18 protein-coding genes are annotated in these 17,305 nt (G+C 53.1%); 1 reads left to right on the top strand and 17 read right to left on the bottom strand.

Features of this window, described 5'->3' with window-relative positions:
* Nucleotides 1–185: 185 nt before the first annotated feature.
* The 3 genes from BJJ97_RS05225 to BJJ97_RS05215 form a co-directional block, all read right to left on the bottom strand.
* Nucleotides 186–845 (bottom strand): hypothetical protein, encoded by a 660-nt coding sequence (locus BJJ97_RS05225; protein WP_095993280.1) that lies wholly within the window; start codon nucleotides 843–845, stop codon nucleotides 186–188.
* 188 nt (nucleotides 846–1,033) lie between these two features.
* The gene (locus BJJ97_RS05220; protein ID WP_095993279.1) at nucleotides 1,034–1,423 is read right to left on the bottom strand and encodes a VOC family protein; all 390 of its coding nucleotides are present in this window, start codon (nucleotides 1,421–1,423) and stop codon (nucleotides 1,034–1,036) included.
* A gap of 129 nt (nucleotides 1,424–1,552) precedes the next feature.
* A complete protein-coding gene (locus BJJ97_RS05215) occupies nucleotides 1,553–2,731 on the bottom strand; it encodes a benzoate/H(+) symporter BenE family transporter (protein ID WP_095993278.1) in 1,179 nt (392 codons plus the stop codon).
* 91 nt (nucleotides 2,732–2,822) lie between these two features.
* Here BJJ97_RS05215 and BJJ97_RS05210 point away from each other — a divergent pair, with 91 nt between their 5' ends.
* A complete protein-coding gene (locus tag BJJ97_RS05210) occupies nucleotides 2,823–3,389 on the top strand; it encodes a helix-turn-helix domain-containing protein (protein WP_095993277.1) in 567 nt (188 codons plus the stop codon).
* Between the two features lie 61 nt (nucleotides 3,390–3,450).
* On the opposite strand, the gene phoU is transcribed toward BJJ97_RS05210, so the two are convergent.
* The 14 genes from phoU to BJJ97_RS05140 all read right to left on the bottom strand — a co-directional run bounded on the left by phoU (nucleotide 3,451) and on the right by BJJ97_RS05140 (nucleotide 17,305).
* A complete protein-coding gene (gene phoU, locus BJJ97_RS05205; RefSeq protein ID WP_095993276.1) occupies nucleotides 3,451–4,182 on the bottom strand; it encodes a phosphate signaling complex protein PhoU in 732 nt (243 codons plus the stop codon).
* 12 nt (nucleotides 4,183–4,194) lie between these two features.
* Nucleotides 4,195–4,968 carry a phosphate ABC transporter ATP-binding protein PstB gene (gene pstB / locus BJJ97_RS05200; RefSeq protein ID WP_010681437.1) on the bottom strand — a complete coding sequence of 258 codons (774 nt, stop codon included), beginning with the start codon at nucleotides 4,966–4,968 and terminating at the stop codon, nucleotides 4,195–4,197.
* Between the two features lie 86 nt (nucleotides 4,969–5,054).
* Nucleotides 5,055–5,942: a phosphate ABC transporter permease PstA gene (gene pstA, locus BJJ97_RS05195; protein WP_039275952.1), complete on the bottom strand. Its 888-nt coding sequence runs from the start codon at nucleotides 5,940–5,942 to the stop codon at nucleotides 5,055–5,057.
* Nucleotides 5,942–6,901: a phosphate ABC transporter permease PstC gene (pstC, locus tag BJJ97_RS05190; RefSeq protein WP_095993275.1), complete on the bottom strand. Its 960-nt coding sequence runs from the start codon at nucleotides 6,899–6,901 to the stop codon at nucleotides 5,942–5,944. The genes pstA and pstC overlap by 1 nt, the downstream gene beginning before the upstream one ends.
* A 162-nt stretch (nucleotides 6,902–7,063) precedes the next feature.
* The gene (gene pstS / locus BJJ97_RS05185; RefSeq protein ID WP_095993274.1) at nucleotides 7,064–8,104 is read right to left on the bottom strand and encodes a phosphate ABC transporter substrate-binding protein PstS; all 1,041 of its coding nucleotides are present in this window, start codon (nucleotides 8,102–8,104) and stop codon (nucleotides 7,064–7,066) included.
* Between the two features lie 226 nt (nucleotides 8,105–8,330).
* Entirely contained in the window at nucleotides 8,331–9,758 is a 1,428-nt protein-coding gene (locus tag BJJ97_RS05180) for a DUF4026 domain-containing protein (RefSeq protein WP_095993273.1), read from the bottom strand.
* A gap of 27 nt (nucleotides 9,759–9,785) precedes the next feature.
* Nucleotides 9,786–11,012, bottom strand: a complete 1,227-nt coding sequence (locus BJJ97_RS05175; RefSeq protein ID WP_095993272.1) for a beta-ketoacyl-ACP synthase — start codon at nucleotides 11,010–11,012, stop codon at nucleotides 9,786–9,788.
* Nucleotides 11,012–11,743: a 3-ketoacyl-ACP reductase FabG2 gene (locus tag BJJ97_RS05170; protein WP_095993271.1), complete on the bottom strand. Its 732-nt coding sequence runs from the start codon at nucleotides 11,741–11,743 to the stop codon at nucleotides 11,012–11,014. Before BJJ97_RS05170 ends, BJJ97_RS05175 begins: the two co-directional genes overlap by 1 nt.
* Nucleotides 11,744–11,781: 38 nt before the next feature.
* Entirely contained in the window at nucleotides 11,782–12,264 is a 483-nt protein-coding gene (locus BJJ97_RS05165) for an ApeP family dehydratase (protein ID WP_095993270.1), read from the bottom strand.
* Nucleotides 12,257–13,414: a beta-ketoacyl-[acyl-carrier-protein] synthase family protein gene (locus BJJ97_RS05160; protein WP_095993269.1), complete on the bottom strand. Its 1,158-nt coding sequence runs from the start codon at nucleotides 13,412–13,414 to the stop codon at nucleotides 12,257–12,259. Before BJJ97_RS05160 ends, BJJ97_RS05165 begins: the two co-directional genes overlap by 8 nt.
* Before the next feature lies 1 nt (nucleotide 13,415).
* The gene (locus tag BJJ97_RS05155) at nucleotides 13,416–13,991 is read right to left on the bottom strand and encodes a DUF3261 domain-containing protein (protein ID WP_039502539.1); all 576 of its coding nucleotides are present in this window, start codon (nucleotides 13,989–13,991) and stop codon (nucleotides 13,416–13,418) included.
* On the bottom strand, nucleotides 13,988–16,309 hold the full coding sequence (locus tag BJJ97_RS05150) for an MMPL family transporter (protein ID WP_095993268.1): 2,322 nt from the start codon (nucleotides 16,307–16,309) through the stop codon (nucleotides 13,988–13,990). The genes BJJ97_RS05155 and BJJ97_RS05150 overlap by 4 nt, the downstream gene beginning before the upstream one ends.
* Nucleotides 16,281–16,886 carry a LolA family protein gene (locus tag BJJ97_RS05145; protein WP_095701066.1) on the bottom strand — a complete coding sequence of 202 codons (606 nt, stop codon included), beginning with the start codon at nucleotides 16,884–16,886 and terminating at the stop codon, nucleotides 16,281–16,283. The genes BJJ97_RS05150 and BJJ97_RS05145 overlap by 29 nt, the downstream gene beginning before the upstream one ends.
* Entirely contained in the window at nucleotides 16,883–17,305 is a 423-nt protein-coding gene (locus BJJ97_RS05140) for an acyl-CoA thioesterase (protein ID WP_095993267.1), read from the bottom strand. The genes BJJ97_RS05145 and BJJ97_RS05140 overlap by 4 nt, the downstream gene beginning before the upstream one ends.

Genomic DNA, 17,305 nt, shown 5'->3' with positions numbered 1-17,305 from the left:
GCAGGCTATCAGCAGGGCGAAAACGCGGGAAATAACATAAATAGCTATAATATAACCTTATGTTACTTCGGTATTCTGGCAGATTATCCTGATTCAGGTACAGCTAGGTAGATTGATGGAAAGCGACAGGAAATCTCCTATTCAGACTTTTTCGGAAGAGATAACGACAGCCAGGCACAGTATTACTACGGTTTAAGTGTAAGGAGCGGGAGCAACATCTGATTGTTTTGCATCCACTCAACCGAATGTTCGCACCGGTACGCAATAATTCTTTTTATCGTTGCGAAATCATCCAGCAGGTTCCGGTTGATTATAGGTTCGTGATGAGCAATGCGGTTACGCAGTTTTCTTACAGTTTCTAAATCATTATAGAGATTCTGACGCAACTGCGCGGCACTCAGGCCCTGGGCGACGGCATGAGGGAAAGCGGTTAGTATGTGATTGTTCCATAAGCGAGTATCAAATCTTCCGGTCAGCATTTTTTGCCAGAAAACAAACTTTAGTTCAGGGATAACTTTTCCCGTCGTTGGCTGATTTCGCCGCCCAGTAATCAGATCATCTTTTGGTTTATAGCCATGGATAGGGATCGGTAGGCTTCTCTCAAAACCAATGGACCAAGGCCACCTGTCCCCGTATACCGCTTCAATGACCTCAGAAATAGCATTGCGCGTGAGGACTTCGCACACATGAAGAGGAACAAAAAAAGCGGCTGAGATTTGCGCATTCCACATGTAAAGCTTTAAGGCTTTTTCTGTCTGAAGCAAGCCAGTCGGTCCGCCGACGATATTTTCATACGTTCCTATTCTGGCCGCAGAGAGGCTATCCTTTATGCTGTTTGACGACATCGTCAATGATCCTTATACTGATATCACTAGCCACGGGACTTGTTAGCAGCAATGCTTCCCCCGAGGACAACAGAAGTCGCTATACAAAAAAGGCTCGCCATATGGTGAGCCTTTTTTGCTTTCATGCTAGTCCGAGTGAGCTAGCCTATACATTCTATTTACCATAGGCCTATAAAGCGCTGTCAAGGTTATTCCCACTGCCGGTTCTGGATAACAATCCTGTACCCATCATGATCATGAAAAGTCACACCATCTTTATCCCAGTAAGGATTGAACGAGCTGACTCTAGCAAATCCGGCCTCGTCCATTCTTGAACATGCCTCGTCCCATAACACCTTATCCACGATGTACAGAACCAGTAAATCCTCATCCGATGGAGAAGGTGATACCGGATGGTGATGGCACTGCGTAAATTCAAGGTGCCAGCCTAAATCACTACACCCCAACATAGCTCCGCTAAAACCTTCATGGTCTGAAAATGAACCTAATTTTTTTAGATCAAGCCCACGACAGTACATTTCACAACTGAGCTTCAGATTGCTTACTGGTCGTGCTATACGCAGATGGTGAAAATTCATGAAGCCTCCGTTGTAATAAATCCATATTTAACACAAGGCTATATTGCCCACACTACCTCAACCAGAAACACAGAGTATCCCATTTAAGACACATTGCGCTCTCGTGTGTTTTCCTTTGCGCATTTAGCTCTAACTCTTTTCCCTTACTGACAAAATAAACCAGGTCATCATCCCCCCAATCAGTCCCCAAAATGCCGCACCAATTCCCCACAGCGTCAATCCAGAAGCGGTAATCAGGAAGGTGACCACCGCGGCATCCCGCTGTTTTTCATCCAGCAACGCGCGATACAAACTGCCTGAAATAGTGCTGAGCAGCGCCAAACCGGCGATAGCGTGAATCAGCGGCTGCGGCAAAGCTGTGAAAAGCTGCCCGATAGAACCGCCAAAAACGCCCGCCAGCAGATAAAACCCACCAGCAGCAACGGCAGCAAGATAGCGTTTCTTCGGATCGGGATGCACGTCCGGCCCCATACAGATCGCGGCGGTAATCGCGGCGATACACACGGAAAAACCACCGAACGGCGTCAAAATCAGCGCGATTAATGCAGTAATGGTAATCAGCGGTGATATGGGAACCTGATAGCCCGCCGCTTTCAGCGTGGCAACGCCCGGTGCGTTCTGCGATGCCATGGTGACAATGAAAAACGGAATACCTACACCAAGCAGAGACGCCCACGAAAAATGCGGTGTAATGAATTCCGGCGCAGCGAACACCAGCGGCGAATCAGAAACCGCAATTTGCCCACGAAATAAGGCCAGCAGCAGGCCAGCAAGCAGCGTCAGCACAATAGCAAAGCGCGGCAGCAACCGACGGCTGAGCAAATAGGTTACGCACATCGCAAAAGCCAGCCAGAAATCCTGTTGCAGGGAAAGAAAGGCATCAGCGCCAAAGCGCAGCAAAATACCCGCCAGCATTGCGGCAGAAATGGCCTGCGGAATCACATTCATCAGGCGGGCAAAAAGACCAGTGATCCCACAGATAAAGATAAGCGCGGAGGCAAACAGAAATACGCCGATCGCCTCATTGAGCGACGTACCCGGCAGGCTGGTGACCAGCAGAGCCGCCCCCGGTGTTGACCACGCCGCCAGTATCGGCGCACGGTAGTACAGCGACAGGCTAATCGATGCCAGCCCTTGGGCAATCCCCAACATACTTAACCAGCCGCCGATCTGCACCGCACTGGCACCCGCCGCTTCCGCTGCCTGAAAAATGATGGCGGCCGAGCTGGTGTAGCCCACCAGCACCGCAACAAAGCCAGCGATGAGGGTCGAAAAGGTGACATCTTTTAGCGCAAATGACGCAGGCATGGTATACCTTCACTTTTGTTGTGCGTTATAACGCACAGAAAGCGTTAACATAGCAGCGTGCGCTATAACGCACAAGCAGGAGCCAATATTGATGTCTGATGAGCTAACCAGCCACATTGGCAATACGTTGAAAACGTTAAGGCAAGAGAAAGGCTGGAGCCTCACGCGGGCGGCAGAAGAGACGGGTGTGAGCAAAGCAATGCTCGGCCAGATCGAGCGCGGTGAATCCAGCCCGACGGTCGCCACTCTGTGGAAAATTGCAACCGGCATGAATGTCGCGTTCTCTACCTTTATCGAACCGACGCTCGCGGATGAAGACGTGACCTATCGCTCGGGTGCGGGATCGTCATTCAGGGAAGACGAAGCGGGAATGCACGTGGTTCCCCTCTTCCCCTTCGACGAAAAACTACGTTTTGATATGTTGGTGATTGAGCTGGCGGCGGGTGCCAGCAGCACCTCATCGGCGCATGAAAACGGGGTGATCGAGCATATTATTGTGTTGGAGGGACAACTGGAGATGACCGTTGATGGGCAGACGCATGTGTTGTCCGCCGGGGATGCGCTACGCTTTGCCGCCGACAGAGAACACCGCTACCACAACCCTGCCGACACCACGGTGCGCTTCCACGATTTGATTCATTACCCTGATAAAAACTAAATCCTGATAAAAAATAACGCCCTGCAAGCAGGGCGTCAGCATGATAAGCGTAAGAACGGGCTTACTCTTCTTCTTTCTTATCTTTCTGCGCCAGCAGCTTTTCCAGCGCATCGCCGCCGAGGTGGCGGAAATCCTGACCTTTGACGAAATAGAAGATAAATTCGCAGATGTTCTGGCAACGGTCACCGATACGCTCGATAGAACGAGCGCAGAACAACGCCGTCAGTACGCTTGGGATGGTGCGAGGATCTTCCATCATGTGGGTCATCAGTTGACGCACAATCCCTTCGTACTCTTTATCCACTTTTTTGTCTTCGCGATAAATACGAATCGCTTCGTCCAGATCCATGCGGGCAAACGCATCCAGCACATCATGCAGCATCTGTACGGTGTGGCGCCCTAATGACTCCAGACTCACCAGCAGCGGCTGATGCTGATGGGAGAATTTCTCCAGCGCGGTGCGACAGATTTTATCCGCCACGTCACCGATACGTTCCAGCTCGGAGATGGTTTTGATGATCGCCATCACCAGACGCAGATCGCTGGCGGTAGGCTGGCGCTTCGCAATAATGCGCACGCAGGCCTCATCGATCGCCACTTCCATCATGTTAACTTTGGCGTCGCCTTCAATAACCTGCTGAGCCAGATTCGCGTCCTGATTATGCATCGCGGTAATCGCGTCACTCAGTTGTTGCTCCACCAGCCCGCCCATGGTCAGGACCTGCGTGCGGATGTGTTCCAGTTCGGCGTTAAACTGACCGGAAATGTGTTTGTTCAGATTCAGATTATCCATGATGCTTCCTAATCAACCGTAACGGCCGGTGATGTAATCTTCAGTCTGTTTCTGCCGTGGAGCAGTAAACAGGGTATCAGTATCGCTGAACTCAATCAGCTCACCCAAATACATAAACGCCGTATGATCTGAACAACGCGCTGCCTGCTGCATGTTGTGCGTCACGATGACCACGGTGTAGTCTTTTTTCAGTTCGGAGATCAGCTCTTCAATACGGCCGGTAGAAATCGGGTCGAGGGCTGAGCAAGGTTCATCCAGCAGCAAGACATCCGGGCGAATCGCGATACCGCGCGCAATACATAAACGCTGCTGTTGACCACCGGACAGGCTATAGCCGCTCTGGTGCAGTTTATCTTTCGTCTCTTGCCACAGCGCCGCTTTAGTCAACGCCCACTGGACACGCTCATCCATATCAGCACGAGACAGCTTTTCAAACAGGCGCACACCAAACGCGATGTTGTCGTAAATGGACATCGGGAACGGCGTCGGCTTCTGGAACACCATGCCGACTTTGGCGCGCAGCAGCGCGATATCTTGCTTATCCGTCAGGATGTTATTGCCATCCAGCAGGATGTCGCCTTCGGCGCGCTGCTCAGGGTAGAGCTGATACATTTTGTTCAGCGTACGCAGCAGCGTGGATTTACCACAGCCGGACGGGCCGATAAACGCGGTAACCTGATTCGCGGCAATATCCAGCGTAATATTTTTCAACGCATGGAATTTTCCGTAATAGAAATTCAGATCGCGTACCTGGATTTTGTTGGATGTCTCAGTAGCCATACTCATCAAGACTTCTCTCTTTTTCCTGGCGCTGCCTGGCAGCACCTTGAATTTATTTAATGTTTCTCAGAAAACGACTATTTCTTAGCGAATTAGTGCTTCTTGGCAGAGAAAATAACGCGCGCCAGAATATTCAGCAGCAGCACACACATCGTAATCAGCAGTACACCCGCCCAAGCCAGCTGTTGCCACTCCACAAACGGGCTCATGGCAAACTTAAATATGGTGACTGGCAGGTTAGCAATCGGATGCATCATATCCGTGCTCCAGAACTGATTCGACAGCGACGTAAACAGCAGCGGCGCGGTTTCCCCAGCGATACGCGCGATGGCCAACAATACCCCGGTGATGATGCCCGATACCGATGCCTTCAGCGTAATTGCAGAAATCATTTTCCATTTCGGCGTACCCAGCGCATAAGCCGCTTCACGCAGGCTATCCGGCACCAGTTTAAGCATGTTCTCGGTGGTACGAATCACAATCGGTACCTGCAACAGCGCCAGCGCAATCACGCCTGCCCAGCCGGAGAAGTGCTGCATTTTTGCCACCACAAGCGTGTAGACAAACAGACCCACCACAATCGACGGTGCAGACAGCAGAATGTCGTTGATGAAACGAATCACTTCGGCGATCCAGGATTTACGACCGTATTCCGCCAGATAAATGCCCGCCATAATCCCCAGCGGTGTACCCAGCAGCGTTGCCCACAGAATCAGTAATCCGCTCCCGACGATGGCATTCGCCAACCCGCCACCCGCCGTATTAGGCGGCGGCGTCATTTCGGTAAACAACGCCAGAGACATGCCATCCACGCCTCGGGTCACGGTCGAAAACAGAATCCAGACCAGCCAGAACAGGCCGAACACCATCGTGGACATGGATAAGAACAGCGCAATCCGGTTTTTCTGGCGACGCCAGGCCTGCATTTTACGCCGCGAACGCTCCAGAGCAGCGTCTTGCTCTATGCCTAATGTAGCCATTAGCGCGCCCCCTCATTTTTAGCCAGACGCATAACCATCAGCTTTGAACATGCCAGAACAATAAAGGTAATCACAAACAGAATCAGCCCCAGCTCCATCAGCGCCGCCGTGTGCAGGCCGGATTCCGCTTCAGCGAATTCGTTCGCCAGCGCAGAAGTAATACTGTTGCCTGGCATATACAGTGACGCGCTGTCGAGCTGGTAGGTGTTACCGATGATAAAGGTCACCGCCATGGTTTCCCCCAACGCGCGTCCCAGTCCCAACATCACCCCGCCGATCACACCGTTTTTGGTGTAAGGCAGCACAATGCGCCAGATGACTTCCCACGTCGTACAGCCAATGCCGTAAGCGGACTCTTTCATCATCACCGGCGTTTGCTCAAACACATCACGCATCACCGCCGCAATGTACGGGATAATCATGATGGCCAGAATGACACCAGCAGCCAGAATACCGATCCCGAATGCTGGGCCGGAGAACAGCGAGCCAACAATAGGAATACCGGACAGGACGTTGCCCACCGGCTGTTGGAAGTATTTGGCAAACAGCGGAGCGAAAATGAACAGCCCCCACATGCCATAAACAATACTCGGTATGGCCGCCAGCAATTCAATCGCCACGCCAAGCGGACGCTTCAACCAGGCTGGTGCCAGTTCTGTCAGAAATAGCGCAATCCCGAAGCTAATCGGAATCGCAATAGTCAGTGCAATCAGTGAGGTAACGATGGTGCCGTAAATCGGAACCAGTGCACCAAACTGCTCTGCGGGCGCATCCCACTCTTTCGTCCACAAGAAGGCAAAACCGAACTTCTCGATGCTAGGCCAGGACGCCACAATCAGGGAAACAATGATGCCACCCAATAGCAGTAGCGTGACCAGCGCCGCCAGTTTTACCAGCGCGCTGAAGAGGATATCGCCATACTTTCCCGGGGCTTTGATAGTTGGCTTGTACTCCGCCATACGTCTCTCTTCTCGTTTTAACTACATTTGATAAGCTATTGAAGGCAGAGAGGTTGCTATCACCTCTCCGCCCCGATACGACTTGTTATTCCACTACGTATTTCCCAGAACCTGACAACCTCATCACGCTCTGGGTATCAACACGACGTGTCGATACAATAATTAGTACAGTGCTTTACCGCTGCTGTCTTTTACCTGAGTTTTCCAGGCAGCACGGATTTGCTCAACCACTTCTTTTGGCAACGTGGCGTAATCCAGCGCTTCAGCTTGCTCACCGCCTTTTTTGAACGCCCAGTCGAAGAATTTCAACACTTCAGTGCCCTGCTCAGGTTTTTCCTGTTTGGTGTGAACCAGGATGAACGTGGTTGAAGTGATCGGCCATGCATCAGCGCCTTTCTGGTTCGTCAGATCCTGAGCGAAAGACTTGCTCCAGTCGATCTCTTTAGCTGCGTTGCTGAAGCTTGCGCCAGTTGGGCTAACTGCTTTGCCATCGGCAGAAATCAGTTTGGTGTAAGCCAGGTTGTTCTGCTTGGCATACGCGTATTCTACGTAGCCGATAGAACCAGGCAGACGCTGTACGAACGCCGCGATACCATCGTTACCTTTACCGCCCAGACCGGTTGGCCAGTTCACGGTAGAACCTGCGCCAATCTTCTCTTTCCACTCTGGGTTCACTTTTGCCAGGTAGCTAGTGAACACGAAAGACGTACCAGAGCCGTCAGCACGACGAACCACAGCGATGTCCTGATCCGGCAGCTTGGCATTCGGGTTCAGTTTAGTGATTGCTGGGTCGTTCCATTTTTTGATGTTGCCCAGGTAGATATCACCCAGCGTTTTACCATCCAGCGTTAAATCGCCAGATTTGATACCAGGAACGTTCACTGCCAGCACCACGCCACCGATAACGGTTGGGAACTGGAATAAACCATCCTGTGCTAATTTTTCGTCAGCCAGAGGCGCGTCAGAAGCACCGAAATCGACCGTTTTAGCGATAATCTGTTTTACACCGCCAGAAGAACCGATGCCTTGATAGTTAACTTTATTACCGGTTTCTTTTTGATAGGAGTCAGCCCATTTGGCATAAACAGGCGCAGGGAATGTCGCACCGGCACCGGTGAGGTTAGCAGCAGCTAAAGCAGAAAATGCCGTCAGAGAAAGAGTTGCCGCAACAACACTGGCAAGAGTGGTACGCATCGGTTTCATAATCCCTCCTGTGGGATACTCAAACGTGTCGACGTAACGTCGTTATCTATCAGAGTTATCAAATCAGAGTTATCAAATCAGAGTGTAGTTCGCAGGAGGAAAAATAGGACAATTCGGTGACAGTAAAATGTACGTAATATGACAGTTTTATGACAAAGACACAGAAGGCTGGGAAATTCAGGTGCCACCAGCCAGAACAGGCGTTCTGACTGGGGAAGGAAAGAGATCAGTGAGTCTGGCTATGGCTCAGCAATTTGTAAATTGTATCAGGCTTATAGCTATCGCCCTGATAATAAATCGCCCAGTCGGTTACCCACGATATATCAATAGAGTAAACACCGCCTTCCTGCATATCCTCAACGTAGAACGGATGATTGATTAATGTCCCGGTGACGACCGCGTCGTCGATTTTTTCGGGCACAAACCACATGTGTTCACGCTCTTCTCCCTCTTCGCCATGAGGAATGCCAAACTTCACCATAAAGCGCCATTCACTTTCGACAGGCTCAGGTGCTTTTTTGAGTAGTTTCGCTAAAAAACCCGGCTTAGCGGGTTCGTCACTCACGTGGTAGTTTTTAAACATATTGACGAAATAGTGCCAGCGCAGCTGTGCCTTACGTGACATTTCTGCCGTTTCCGCATTCGTGCGCCAGAACATGATGGCATTCTGCTCATCAAATCCTTTAAAGAACGTTTGCAGTACAGGGTTTTCTTCATTGGTACGAAACAGCATACAGGAAGGCTCCTGATGCACGTCATCCCGATCGGCGCAATCGCCCAGAAACACGCCTTCCGGCGTCCCTTCCAGATCGTAGCGCATGTCTTCCAGAGGCCGCAGTTGGTCAATCGGCGTGGATTGATTCACATGCCGTAGCCCTTCTTCAAACGGCAACGCCACCAGATATTCATAGCCACTGTCCGTTTGCCCACACAGAATCGGTTCGTTAAAGGTAATTTGCTGATTTTGAATGGCATTATTGACAAAACTTCTGAATAAATCCGGGATGCCATAATACGAGCTGAGCGTCTCGGGAATGACTAATTCAGCCTCTGTCAGGCCACATCGCGCCAGACCATGCGAGTGGAACCAGAATGTCGTTGGCGGATCGTTCTCGGTGTCGTACACGGCGTGAATGGTATACAGCGATTCAATTTCCGGCAGGACATCATCTTCCAGCTGAAAACGTAGCCATTCACGGGTAAACACATTACCAGCAGCGGAAATATCGATGCCCAGGAGAAAATCCGGTATCGCAGCGCTTAATAAACGAAGCTGATGAACGTAGTCTTCCAGCGGATTCTGCCCAAAAATACACTCAACCATCACTTCTTGCGTCGCCGCATTCGCCTGTGCCAGTAGCTCGGGCGAAATCGGGTCGGTTGAATACACTGGCGCGATTTGGTTCTCGGGATCGCGCTCTGAAATCTCAAGATAAAAGGTCAGCTCGCGATCATGATGACGACAGGTATAAAAGAATCCGCCCTGTTCCTGCTCGGTATAGCTTACTTCGCCATCGGTGAAAAATGATTGCGCCTCTAACAGGCTTTCCAGCAGCGGATAATTCATCTCTCGTGAGGAAAAAGCCACCATCGTTGAAGGCGCTTTTTCACCCTTCCCTTCAGCGATATCCAGGTATTGTTGTTTGTTATTCATCATGAACCCGTTAACGTTCTCAATCCATTATTGCCAACGGCGGAAAATCAGCGACGTATTGATGCCGCCAAAGGCAAAGTTATTAGACTGGATGTAATCCGTCTCAATATGGCGTGGCTCACCCATGATGTAATCCAGCTCGCCACAGTCTTCTGCAGGTTGCCGTAAATTAAGCGTCGGTGCAAACCAACCTTCACGCATCATTTCAATACTCATCCATGCTTCAAGTGCACCACAGGCGCCCAGCGTATGGCCGAAATAGCTTTTTAGCGATGAAATCGGCGTGGATTTACCGAACACGGCAGCGGTAGCCAGACTCTCCGCGACATCACCCCGATCGGTTGCGGTACCGTGTGCGCTGATATAACCCACATCGCTAGGCTGCAAACCCGCGCAGCGCAGCGATCCTTCAATACAAATCTGCATGGTTTCACGCTGGGGTTGTGTAATATGTGCCGCATCACAGTTGGTGTAAAATCCAACCAGTTCAGCATAAATCGTCGCCCCACGCGCTAATGCATGCTCAAGCTCTTCAAGCACTAACGTCCCCGCGCCTTCGCCGATAACCAGACCGTCACGGCGGGTGTCAAAAGGCGACGGCGTCGTTTCCGGCGCATCGTTGCGTTGGCTGGTGGCAAACAGCGTATCAAACACGGCCGCCTCTGACGGGCACAGTTCTTCCGCACCGCCCGCTACCATGACTGTCTGATAGCCATGACGAATCGCTTCCCAAGCGTAGCCAATCGCCTGACTTCCCGACGTACAGGCGCTGGACGTCGGAATCACACGGCCGCGCAGGCCGAAAAACAGGCCGGCATTTACCGCTGTGGTATGCGGCATCATCTGCACATAGGTCGTACCGGTAATATTATTGGTGTGCTTCTCGGTCAGCATGGTGGCAAATTCGCTCACCGGCCCTGTGCTGCCCGTAGAGGAGCCGTAAGCAATGCCGGTTTCTCCGTTAGTCAGCACCGGATGACCAATCAGCCCAGCCTGTTCCAGCGCCAGTTCGGTTGCTCGGGTTGCCATCAGAGACACGCGCCCCATCGAGCGAATGCGCTTACGCGTGTAGTGTTCTGGCAGACTGAAGTGATCAATCGGCGAGCCCAACTGCGTATTCAGGCCATCATAAATCTGCCATTCGGGCATCTTACGTATCGCATTACGACCAGCACGCAACCCGTCAGACACGCTTTCCCAGGACTCACCAAACGCGGTGACGCCGCCCATTCCCGTTACCACAACACGACGCATCACAGCATCCCTCCATTAATAGAAATGACCTGACGCGTGACATAACTCGCGATATCGGACATAAGATAACTCGCCAGCCCTGCGACTTCTTCCGCCTGCCCCATGCGCTTCATGGGAATCATCTTCATGGCTTCTTCAACGGCTACCGGCTCCATTTGAATCATGCCAGTATCAATCAAACCGGGTGCGATACAGTTAACGGTGATTTTTCGCTTCGCCAGTTCAATCGCCAGCGCTTTCGTTGCGCCGATAATGCCCGCTTTCGCGGCGCTGTAGTTAACCTGCCCCCGATTTCCCATGATCCCGGAAACCGAAGATAGCGTGATAATGCGTCCACCGTTACGCAGGCCGATCATCGGCATCACACAAGGATGAATCACGTTATAGAAGCTATCGAGATTGGTGTGAATGACGCTATCCCACGCCTGCTCGTCGAGGGCGGGAAAAGCGCCGTCACAGGTGATACCGGCATTACTGACCACGCCATAATAGGCACCGTTCGCCTCAATATCCTGTTCGATCACGGTGCGACACGTTTCCCGAGCGGCAATATCGAAGCTGACGATACGGCCAGAACCGTTTTGCGCCGTAATCTGGCGTAAGGTTTCCTGCGCCCCGTTTTCATCACGGTGATAATGCACCACCACAGTAAAACCATCCGTCGCCAGACGCAGCGCAATGGCTCGACCAATCCCTTTGCTGGCACCCGTCACTAACACAGAACGCGTCATGCTTGTTTTTCCGGTTGTCATAGCCGTTCTTCCGGTTGTCATAATAGCTTTCCCTGTTCTAGAAGTGCTTTTAACTCATGTTCGTCAGGCTGATAGGTGTTCAACCGGCCAGAGGCATACGTCTCTCCGGCTATCGCGATCTCACCCTCAAAGCTACCAATTTTATCGTCACGCATCAGCAGCGTAACGGTTACATCAAGTAGGGAGCCGGCAGGAAAATTATCCTGCTTGCAGCGATAACCCCGCCCGCCCAGCAACATACCGGGACGTGGCTTATCTTGTAGCCCACTGATTTGACGCCCGTGCCAGCCAGACCAGACCCCGACCGTTTGAGCAATAATTTCGATACCAAACCAAGCTGGCAGATGTCCCTGCGCATTCAGAAACGGTGCCAAAATGCTCTCGCGGCTGACCACGACACGACAGTGTGCGTGTTCATCATCAACGTGGATCACCTCGTCCACCAGCACCATAGGGGATGAATGGGGCAGATAAGCTGCCGCAGACAGATACTCATTCATGATTCGTCCCCAGAATCAGACACGTATTGTTGCCGCCAAACGCAAAAGAGTTAGACAGAATGACCGGGCGTGCAAGCGGAGCAGGCGCACTGAGCAAGCCGCATGACGGCAGTGAGGCATCGGGGTGACTGCATGAGAAATCCTGCGCAGGCAAAGGAAGATCCCGTGTCAGAAGCAGCCAACAGATCGCGGCTTCACTAATCCCCGCCGCGCCCAGCGTATGACCGGTAAGGTGTTTGGTTGAGCTACAAGGCACGCGATCGCCAAAAACGGCGTGAACCACGTTGGCTTCAATCTGGTCATTCAGGCGCGTAGCGGTACCGTGTAAATTGATATAACCCACGTCCTCAGGCTGCAATCCCGCTTGCGACAACGCCATATTGATCGCGCGAATCGCCCCTTCACCTTCCGGGTGCGGTGCCGACATATGGTGAGCATCGGATGACTCCCCGACGCCCAATATCGCCACGCGAGCGGGTTGCCGCCCAATCAGCATAAGCGCCACGCCTTCACCGATGGTGATCCCGTTACGTTCTTCGCTGAACGGCTGGCAGCGCGTTGAAGCGAGTGATTCAAGGCTATCGAAGCCATTTAGCGGCATACGGCTCAGCGTATCCGCGCCGCCGACGATAGCGACATCCACCAACCCGGCATCAATCAATCGCTTACCGCTGATCAGCGCTCTGGCACTGGAGGAGCAGGCGGTTGATATGGTGTAAGCCGGACCATTTAACGCCAAATAGGCAGCCAGAAACCGGGAGGGATCGCCAAGTTCCTGCTGCGCATAGTGATAAGTGGAAAGATTTTCGCTGACATACCGATCGGCTTCATCCAATCCTGAGGTACTGGTACCCAGAATCACCGCGACCCGTTCGGAGCCAAACTGCGCGATAGCTGCGTCAACCTGAGGCCGAATTTGCTCCAGTGCAGCCAGCAAAAGCTGGTTATTACGACTGTTATGCGCCGCCAGCTCCACCGGAATAACCGGTAATTCCGCATCCACATTCCCTGTCCAACAGGGCTTATCGTGCAGTAGCCATCCGGTATCAGGGCGCATGCCCGGCGCATTGCCGCTGGCAAGGTTGTTGGCAATCTCATCCAGATTATTGCCCAGCGCATTCAGCGCCCCGACGGCGTTAATGTAAATCATGCTAGCTATCCAGATGTTGAATCACGATGTGATAACCAAAAACGAATTGCTGAACGCTCATCGGCACGCGCTGGTTATTTCGCGTCATATAGCGAATTTCCGTAATCAGCGTGCCGCGATCGTCACGCAGTTGTCTCTTGTCATCGCTATCTTTCAGCGTCCAACCGGCTGGCAGCTGCGTCTGCCACACGGCGATCGGCCAGTGGCTCAGCATGATATCCGCCAGAACCTGACTGGCTGGCGGCAGCTGTGGCAGGACGATGGACTGTTCCGTATGAACACCCTGCGCATCATAGGTGACCTTAAACAGACGAATACCGATAGAGGAAAGCCCGACCAGTGAAAGCTGCTTATCATCGGCACTCAACATCACCAGCAGCGATTGCTGCTTACCGTCAAAGGTTCCCGTCAACAGTTGCTGTTCGTTGACCGACGGAGTAATCGCAGGGGCGGGTAGCGTGACTTTCACACCCGGTTTGAGCCACGCCTGTGGACGATTATCATCATGCTGTTTGCTGGCACAGCTGCTGAGCAGCAGTACGCCAATAAGCAGAAGCCCACGTCGCAATAATGTCATTTTCGTTTCCCTTTTGAATCAGGCAACGCCAGAGGCGCCAGCAAGAAGGCGATAAAAATACCGCTACAAAGCACAATCCCGAAGCTGCTAATGGCCTGAGTGCTGCTGAAAACCAGCATACCCAGCGTCAGCAGGGCGACGCACATCGCCAGCGTCACCGCCAGCAGCGAAGTCATCGGCGTACCGCGTGGGTTGCTGAAAAACAGCGTGTAATTGATGCCGATCCCCAGTACCAGAACCAGCGCCAACAATGAGAACAGGTTCAGCGAATGACCGCTCAACGCCAGCACCGCCAGTCCGCCGCCCAGCGACAGCACCGACGGCACCACATTGATGACGCCACGACGCAGCCCAAGACGGATCACGTAGCTCAGCGCAATCACGACCAGCGCAGCCGCCAGCAACCATCCCAGCATGGCGCGATAGAAACCGAACAGGGCATCGAATGTCCCTTTTCTGTCGATCCACTCCACGCCCGGTAACGTTTTAGCCATCTGTCCCAGCGCAGCGCTATCGCTCACGCCGCTGACCGGAACCAGAACACCGCTTTTCCCATTGGGTAACGTCAGCCACAGCAGCCGCCACCCTTCACTTATCGGGCTATCGAGCCAGCGCTCCGGCGTAACCGGCATCGGTCGCAGGTCTGGCATAGCCACATCAACGCCCGTGTCTTTGAGCCGTTCGATAACCGCAGGCGCGGCCGACGCAATAAGCTGACTATCGCGCTGTTGCTGTGCCTGAGAAGAAAGCGGCAGCAGCCGGTACTGCTTTAGCCACGCCTGTTGCTGCGCGTCTCGCAGTTTAGGCGCGAGCTGTTCCAGACGCCGCAATGTCTCCTCTGCGCTATCGCCGTAGACCACGAACCAGGTTTGATCGGCGCTCTGTCCCGTTAATGCCGTCAACTGCCGCTCTTGTTGCATCAAATCCTGCGGCAGCGCCTGTAGCTGGGAGATATCATCATTGACCTCCAGCCGCAGTAGCCCCACGACAGAAAGCACCAGCAGCGCCAGTGGAATCCCCAAACGCACGACACGCTGACGCCGCCACGCCGCCAGCCAGCGCCCCATCAGCACCATCGCGGGCACGGGCCTGACTGGCAGTCCCTTAACCAGAAAAGGATACCAGCACACCACAGTCAAACAGGAGGCTGTCAGCCCGGTTGCGGCGAACACCGCCAGCTGCTGTAAGCCGGGGAACGGTGCCAGCGCCATGATCAGGTAGGCGACAACTGCCGTTCCCAGCGCGAGCAGAAGCGCGGGCAGCACTTTTTTAAGGCTTTCCATCGCCGAAACATGGCCGCCGTGCACCATCCGTTCGGTCAAATAATAGAGCGTATAATCCGCTGAAATCCCAACAATGCTGATGCTCATCACCAGCGTCATCAAATGTAGCTCACCGAACAGCAGCAGGGTAAAGACCGTGCCTGCCAGCGCACCGATGCCCACCGATAGCCCACATAGCAACAGCGGGCGTGGTGAGCGAAACACAAAGAAGATCAGCAGCAGAACACCCACCACAGTGGCGACGCCGAGAGTAGAGACATCCTGTCTGGCCTGTTGGCTGGCATAGTTGCTGAACAGTACCGTCCCGCGAGTGAGCACCTCGGCATCAGGGAATGCGGCCTTGAGATCGCGCTCAAGGACACCCAATTTATCAACCAGTTGCTGGTTACGCGCCATGTCAAACGAGCCAGTACTGAGCTCACCGTGCAGGAAATACCAGGTGCGGCCTTGCGTATCTTTTGCCGTTAACCAGCCTTGTGACAGCCCCAACTGGCTGGCATTTTGCTGCAACGCCAGTTGCGATCCACGCACCAGCATCAACGGGTCGTGATTTAGCTCTTTGCCGCTCACGCCGGCAAACGCGGAATAAAGCTGTGCCAGCACCCAATCGGCCTGCGCCGCGCCGCCATTCTCTAATCGCGCGCGCGTAACGGGATCGACCAGACCATTGCGATGTTCAAAAACGAATTTCCCCCATCGCTGCTGCTGTTCGGCATCAATAGGGCCATTAACCTGCTGTAGATCGGGAAGCGCACGCAGGTGTTTCAGCCACCAGTCCGCGACCGCAGAATCCGCCTGCTTGCCCGGCGTCACCAGCCACACCATCTGCCGATCGAGGCGCTGCATAAAACCTTGCTGTAACTCAGGGGGAAGTTCGCCCATCGACTGCTTGGGCAGCAGCGCCAATACGCTACTGTTGATCTGCGCCTTCGGCAGCAGCAGCGCCAGCGCGGCGATCAGCACGACACAGCAGCCAATCCAAACCCGCGCCGCACGACGAATGCCGTCAGAAAACGAAACGCTGTTGCTCATCATCGCTCAACATCCGGGGTTCGATTCGCTGATTGCTCAGCGTAATTCGGGTCATATCGCCTTGGCGGTCATCCAGCGCAATGCCGTCAAGAAACTCACCGCCGTTCAGCGTAATCGAGTTAAACAGTTTATCTAACGGCGACGTTTTGGGCGTCAGCACCAGTTTCCATTGCTGCTTACCGAGATCGGTGAAATCAATGGAAAAATTCTGCTCTAATACGAGGCGATCGGCCTGAAACAAGGCGCGTAACAGGTGGTTAAACTGAAACATCTGCGGATTGCTTTCCGCTGTGACAATCTGCGGCGCTTGCCCGTTCATCACCTGAACCATACGCGTTTCATCCAACACCATCGTCAGTGGAAACGGCGTGGCCTGATGCCACCACAGCCCTTTGTCCTGCGCGATCAGCAGTTGTCCGCCAGATTTCAGCGGCTTTGCCATGCCCTTTATTTCACGCAGTTGGGTGAAATCAGCCCGCACGACAGGCTGGCTGCTGAACCGCTGTTGTAAATCATCCAGCGTAACGGCCTGCGCCACACCGCTCAACAGCACAAAAACCGCGACAATCAGTCGTATCATGGCGTCACTCCAAGGCGCTCAAACAAAATGGGGGGAGAAACAAAACTCAGCTCACGGCATCCTTCCTGTACCGCGACCTGAATCGTATAGCCGGTCGTGGCACGTTGGCCGCTTTTGGCATCAAAAATCTGGTAGGCGATGCGCAAACGATTCTCGACTTCCTCGATAGTGGCGCGAATGCGTATACGCTGCTCGTAAGTCAGTGCCGCACGGTATTTCACCCGCGTATCGACCACAGGCCACACATAGCCAGAGGCCTGCATTTCGCGATAGCCATAGTTAAATTTGCTCAGCAGCGCCTCGCGCGCCACTTCGAAAAAACGAAAATAGTTACCGTGCCACACCACGCCCATCGGATCGCAGTCATGGAAAGATACTGTTAGTTCAACTTCATGGCTTAAGCGAGAATCGTTTAGCAC

The organism is Pectobacterium polaris (assembly GCF_002307355.1).
Classification (GTDB): domain Bacteria; phylum Pseudomonadota; class Gammaproteobacteria; order Enterobacterales; family Enterobacteriaceae; genus Pectobacterium; species Pectobacterium polare.
This window is presented reverse-complemented; position numbering and strand designations above follow the sequence as displayed.

Coding starts and splice junctions, on each gene's coding strand:
- BJJ97_RS05225 (WP_095993280.1), bottom strand. CDS start 845: ATGTCGTCAAACAGCATAAAGGATAGCCTCTCTGCGGCCAGAATAGGA.
- BJJ97_RS05220 (WP_095993279.1), bottom strand. CDS start 1,423: ATGAATTTTCACCATCTGCGTATAGCACGACCAGTAAGCAATCTGAAG.
- BJJ97_RS05215 (WP_095993278.1), bottom strand. CDS start 2,731: ATGCCTGCGTCATTTGCGCTAAAAGATGTCACCTTTTCGACCCTCATC.
- BJJ97_RS05210 (WP_095993277.1), top strand. CDS start 2,823: ATGTCTGATGAGCTAACCAGCCACATTGGCAATACGTTGAAAACGTTA.
- phoU (WP_095993276.1), bottom strand. CDS start 4,182: ATGGATAATCTGAATCTGAACAAACACATTTCCGGTCAGTTTAACGCC.
- pstB (WP_010681437.1), bottom strand. CDS start 4,968: ATGAGTATGGCTACTGAGACATCCAACAAAATCCAGGTACGCGATCTG.
- pstA (WP_039275952.1), bottom strand. CDS start 5,942: ATGGCTACATTAGGCATAGAGCAAGACGCTGCTCTGGAGCGTTCGCGG.
- pstC (WP_095993275.1), bottom strand. CDS start 6,901: ATGGCGGAGTACAAGCCAACTATCAAAGCCCCGGGAAAGTATGGCGAT.
- pstS (WP_095993274.1), bottom strand. CDS start 8,104: ATGAAACCGATGCGTACCACTCTTGCCAGTGTTGTTGCGGCAACTCTT.
- BJJ97_RS05180 (WP_095993273.1), bottom strand. CDS start 9,758: ATGAATAACAAACAACAATACCTGGATATCGCTGAAGGGAAGGGTGAA.
- BJJ97_RS05175 (WP_095993272.1), bottom strand. CDS start 11,012: ATGCGTCGTGTTGTGGTAACGGGAATGGGCGGCGTCACCGCGTTTGGT.
- BJJ97_RS05170 (WP_095993271.1), bottom strand. CDS start 11,743: ATGACGCGTTCTGTGTTAGTGACGGGTGCCAGCAAAGGGATTGGTCGA.
- BJJ97_RS05165 (WP_095993270.1), bottom strand. CDS start 12,264: ATGAATGAGTATCTGTCTGCGGCAGCTTATCTGCCCCATTCATCCCCT.
- BJJ97_RS05160 (WP_095993269.1), bottom strand. CDS start 13,414: ATGATTTACATTAACGCCGTCGGGGCGCTGAATGCGCTGGGCAATAAT.
- BJJ97_RS05155 (WP_039502539.1), bottom strand. CDS start 13,991: ATGACATTATTGCGACGTGGGCTTCTGCTTATTGGCGTACTGCTGCTC.
- BJJ97_RS05150 (WP_095993268.1), bottom strand. CDS start 16,309: ATGATGAGCAACAGCGTTTCGTTTTCTGACGGCATTCGTCGTGCGGCG.
- BJJ97_RS05145 (WP_095701066.1), bottom strand. CDS start 16,886: ATGATACGACTGATTGTCGCGGTTTTTGTGCTGTTGAGCGGTGTGGCG.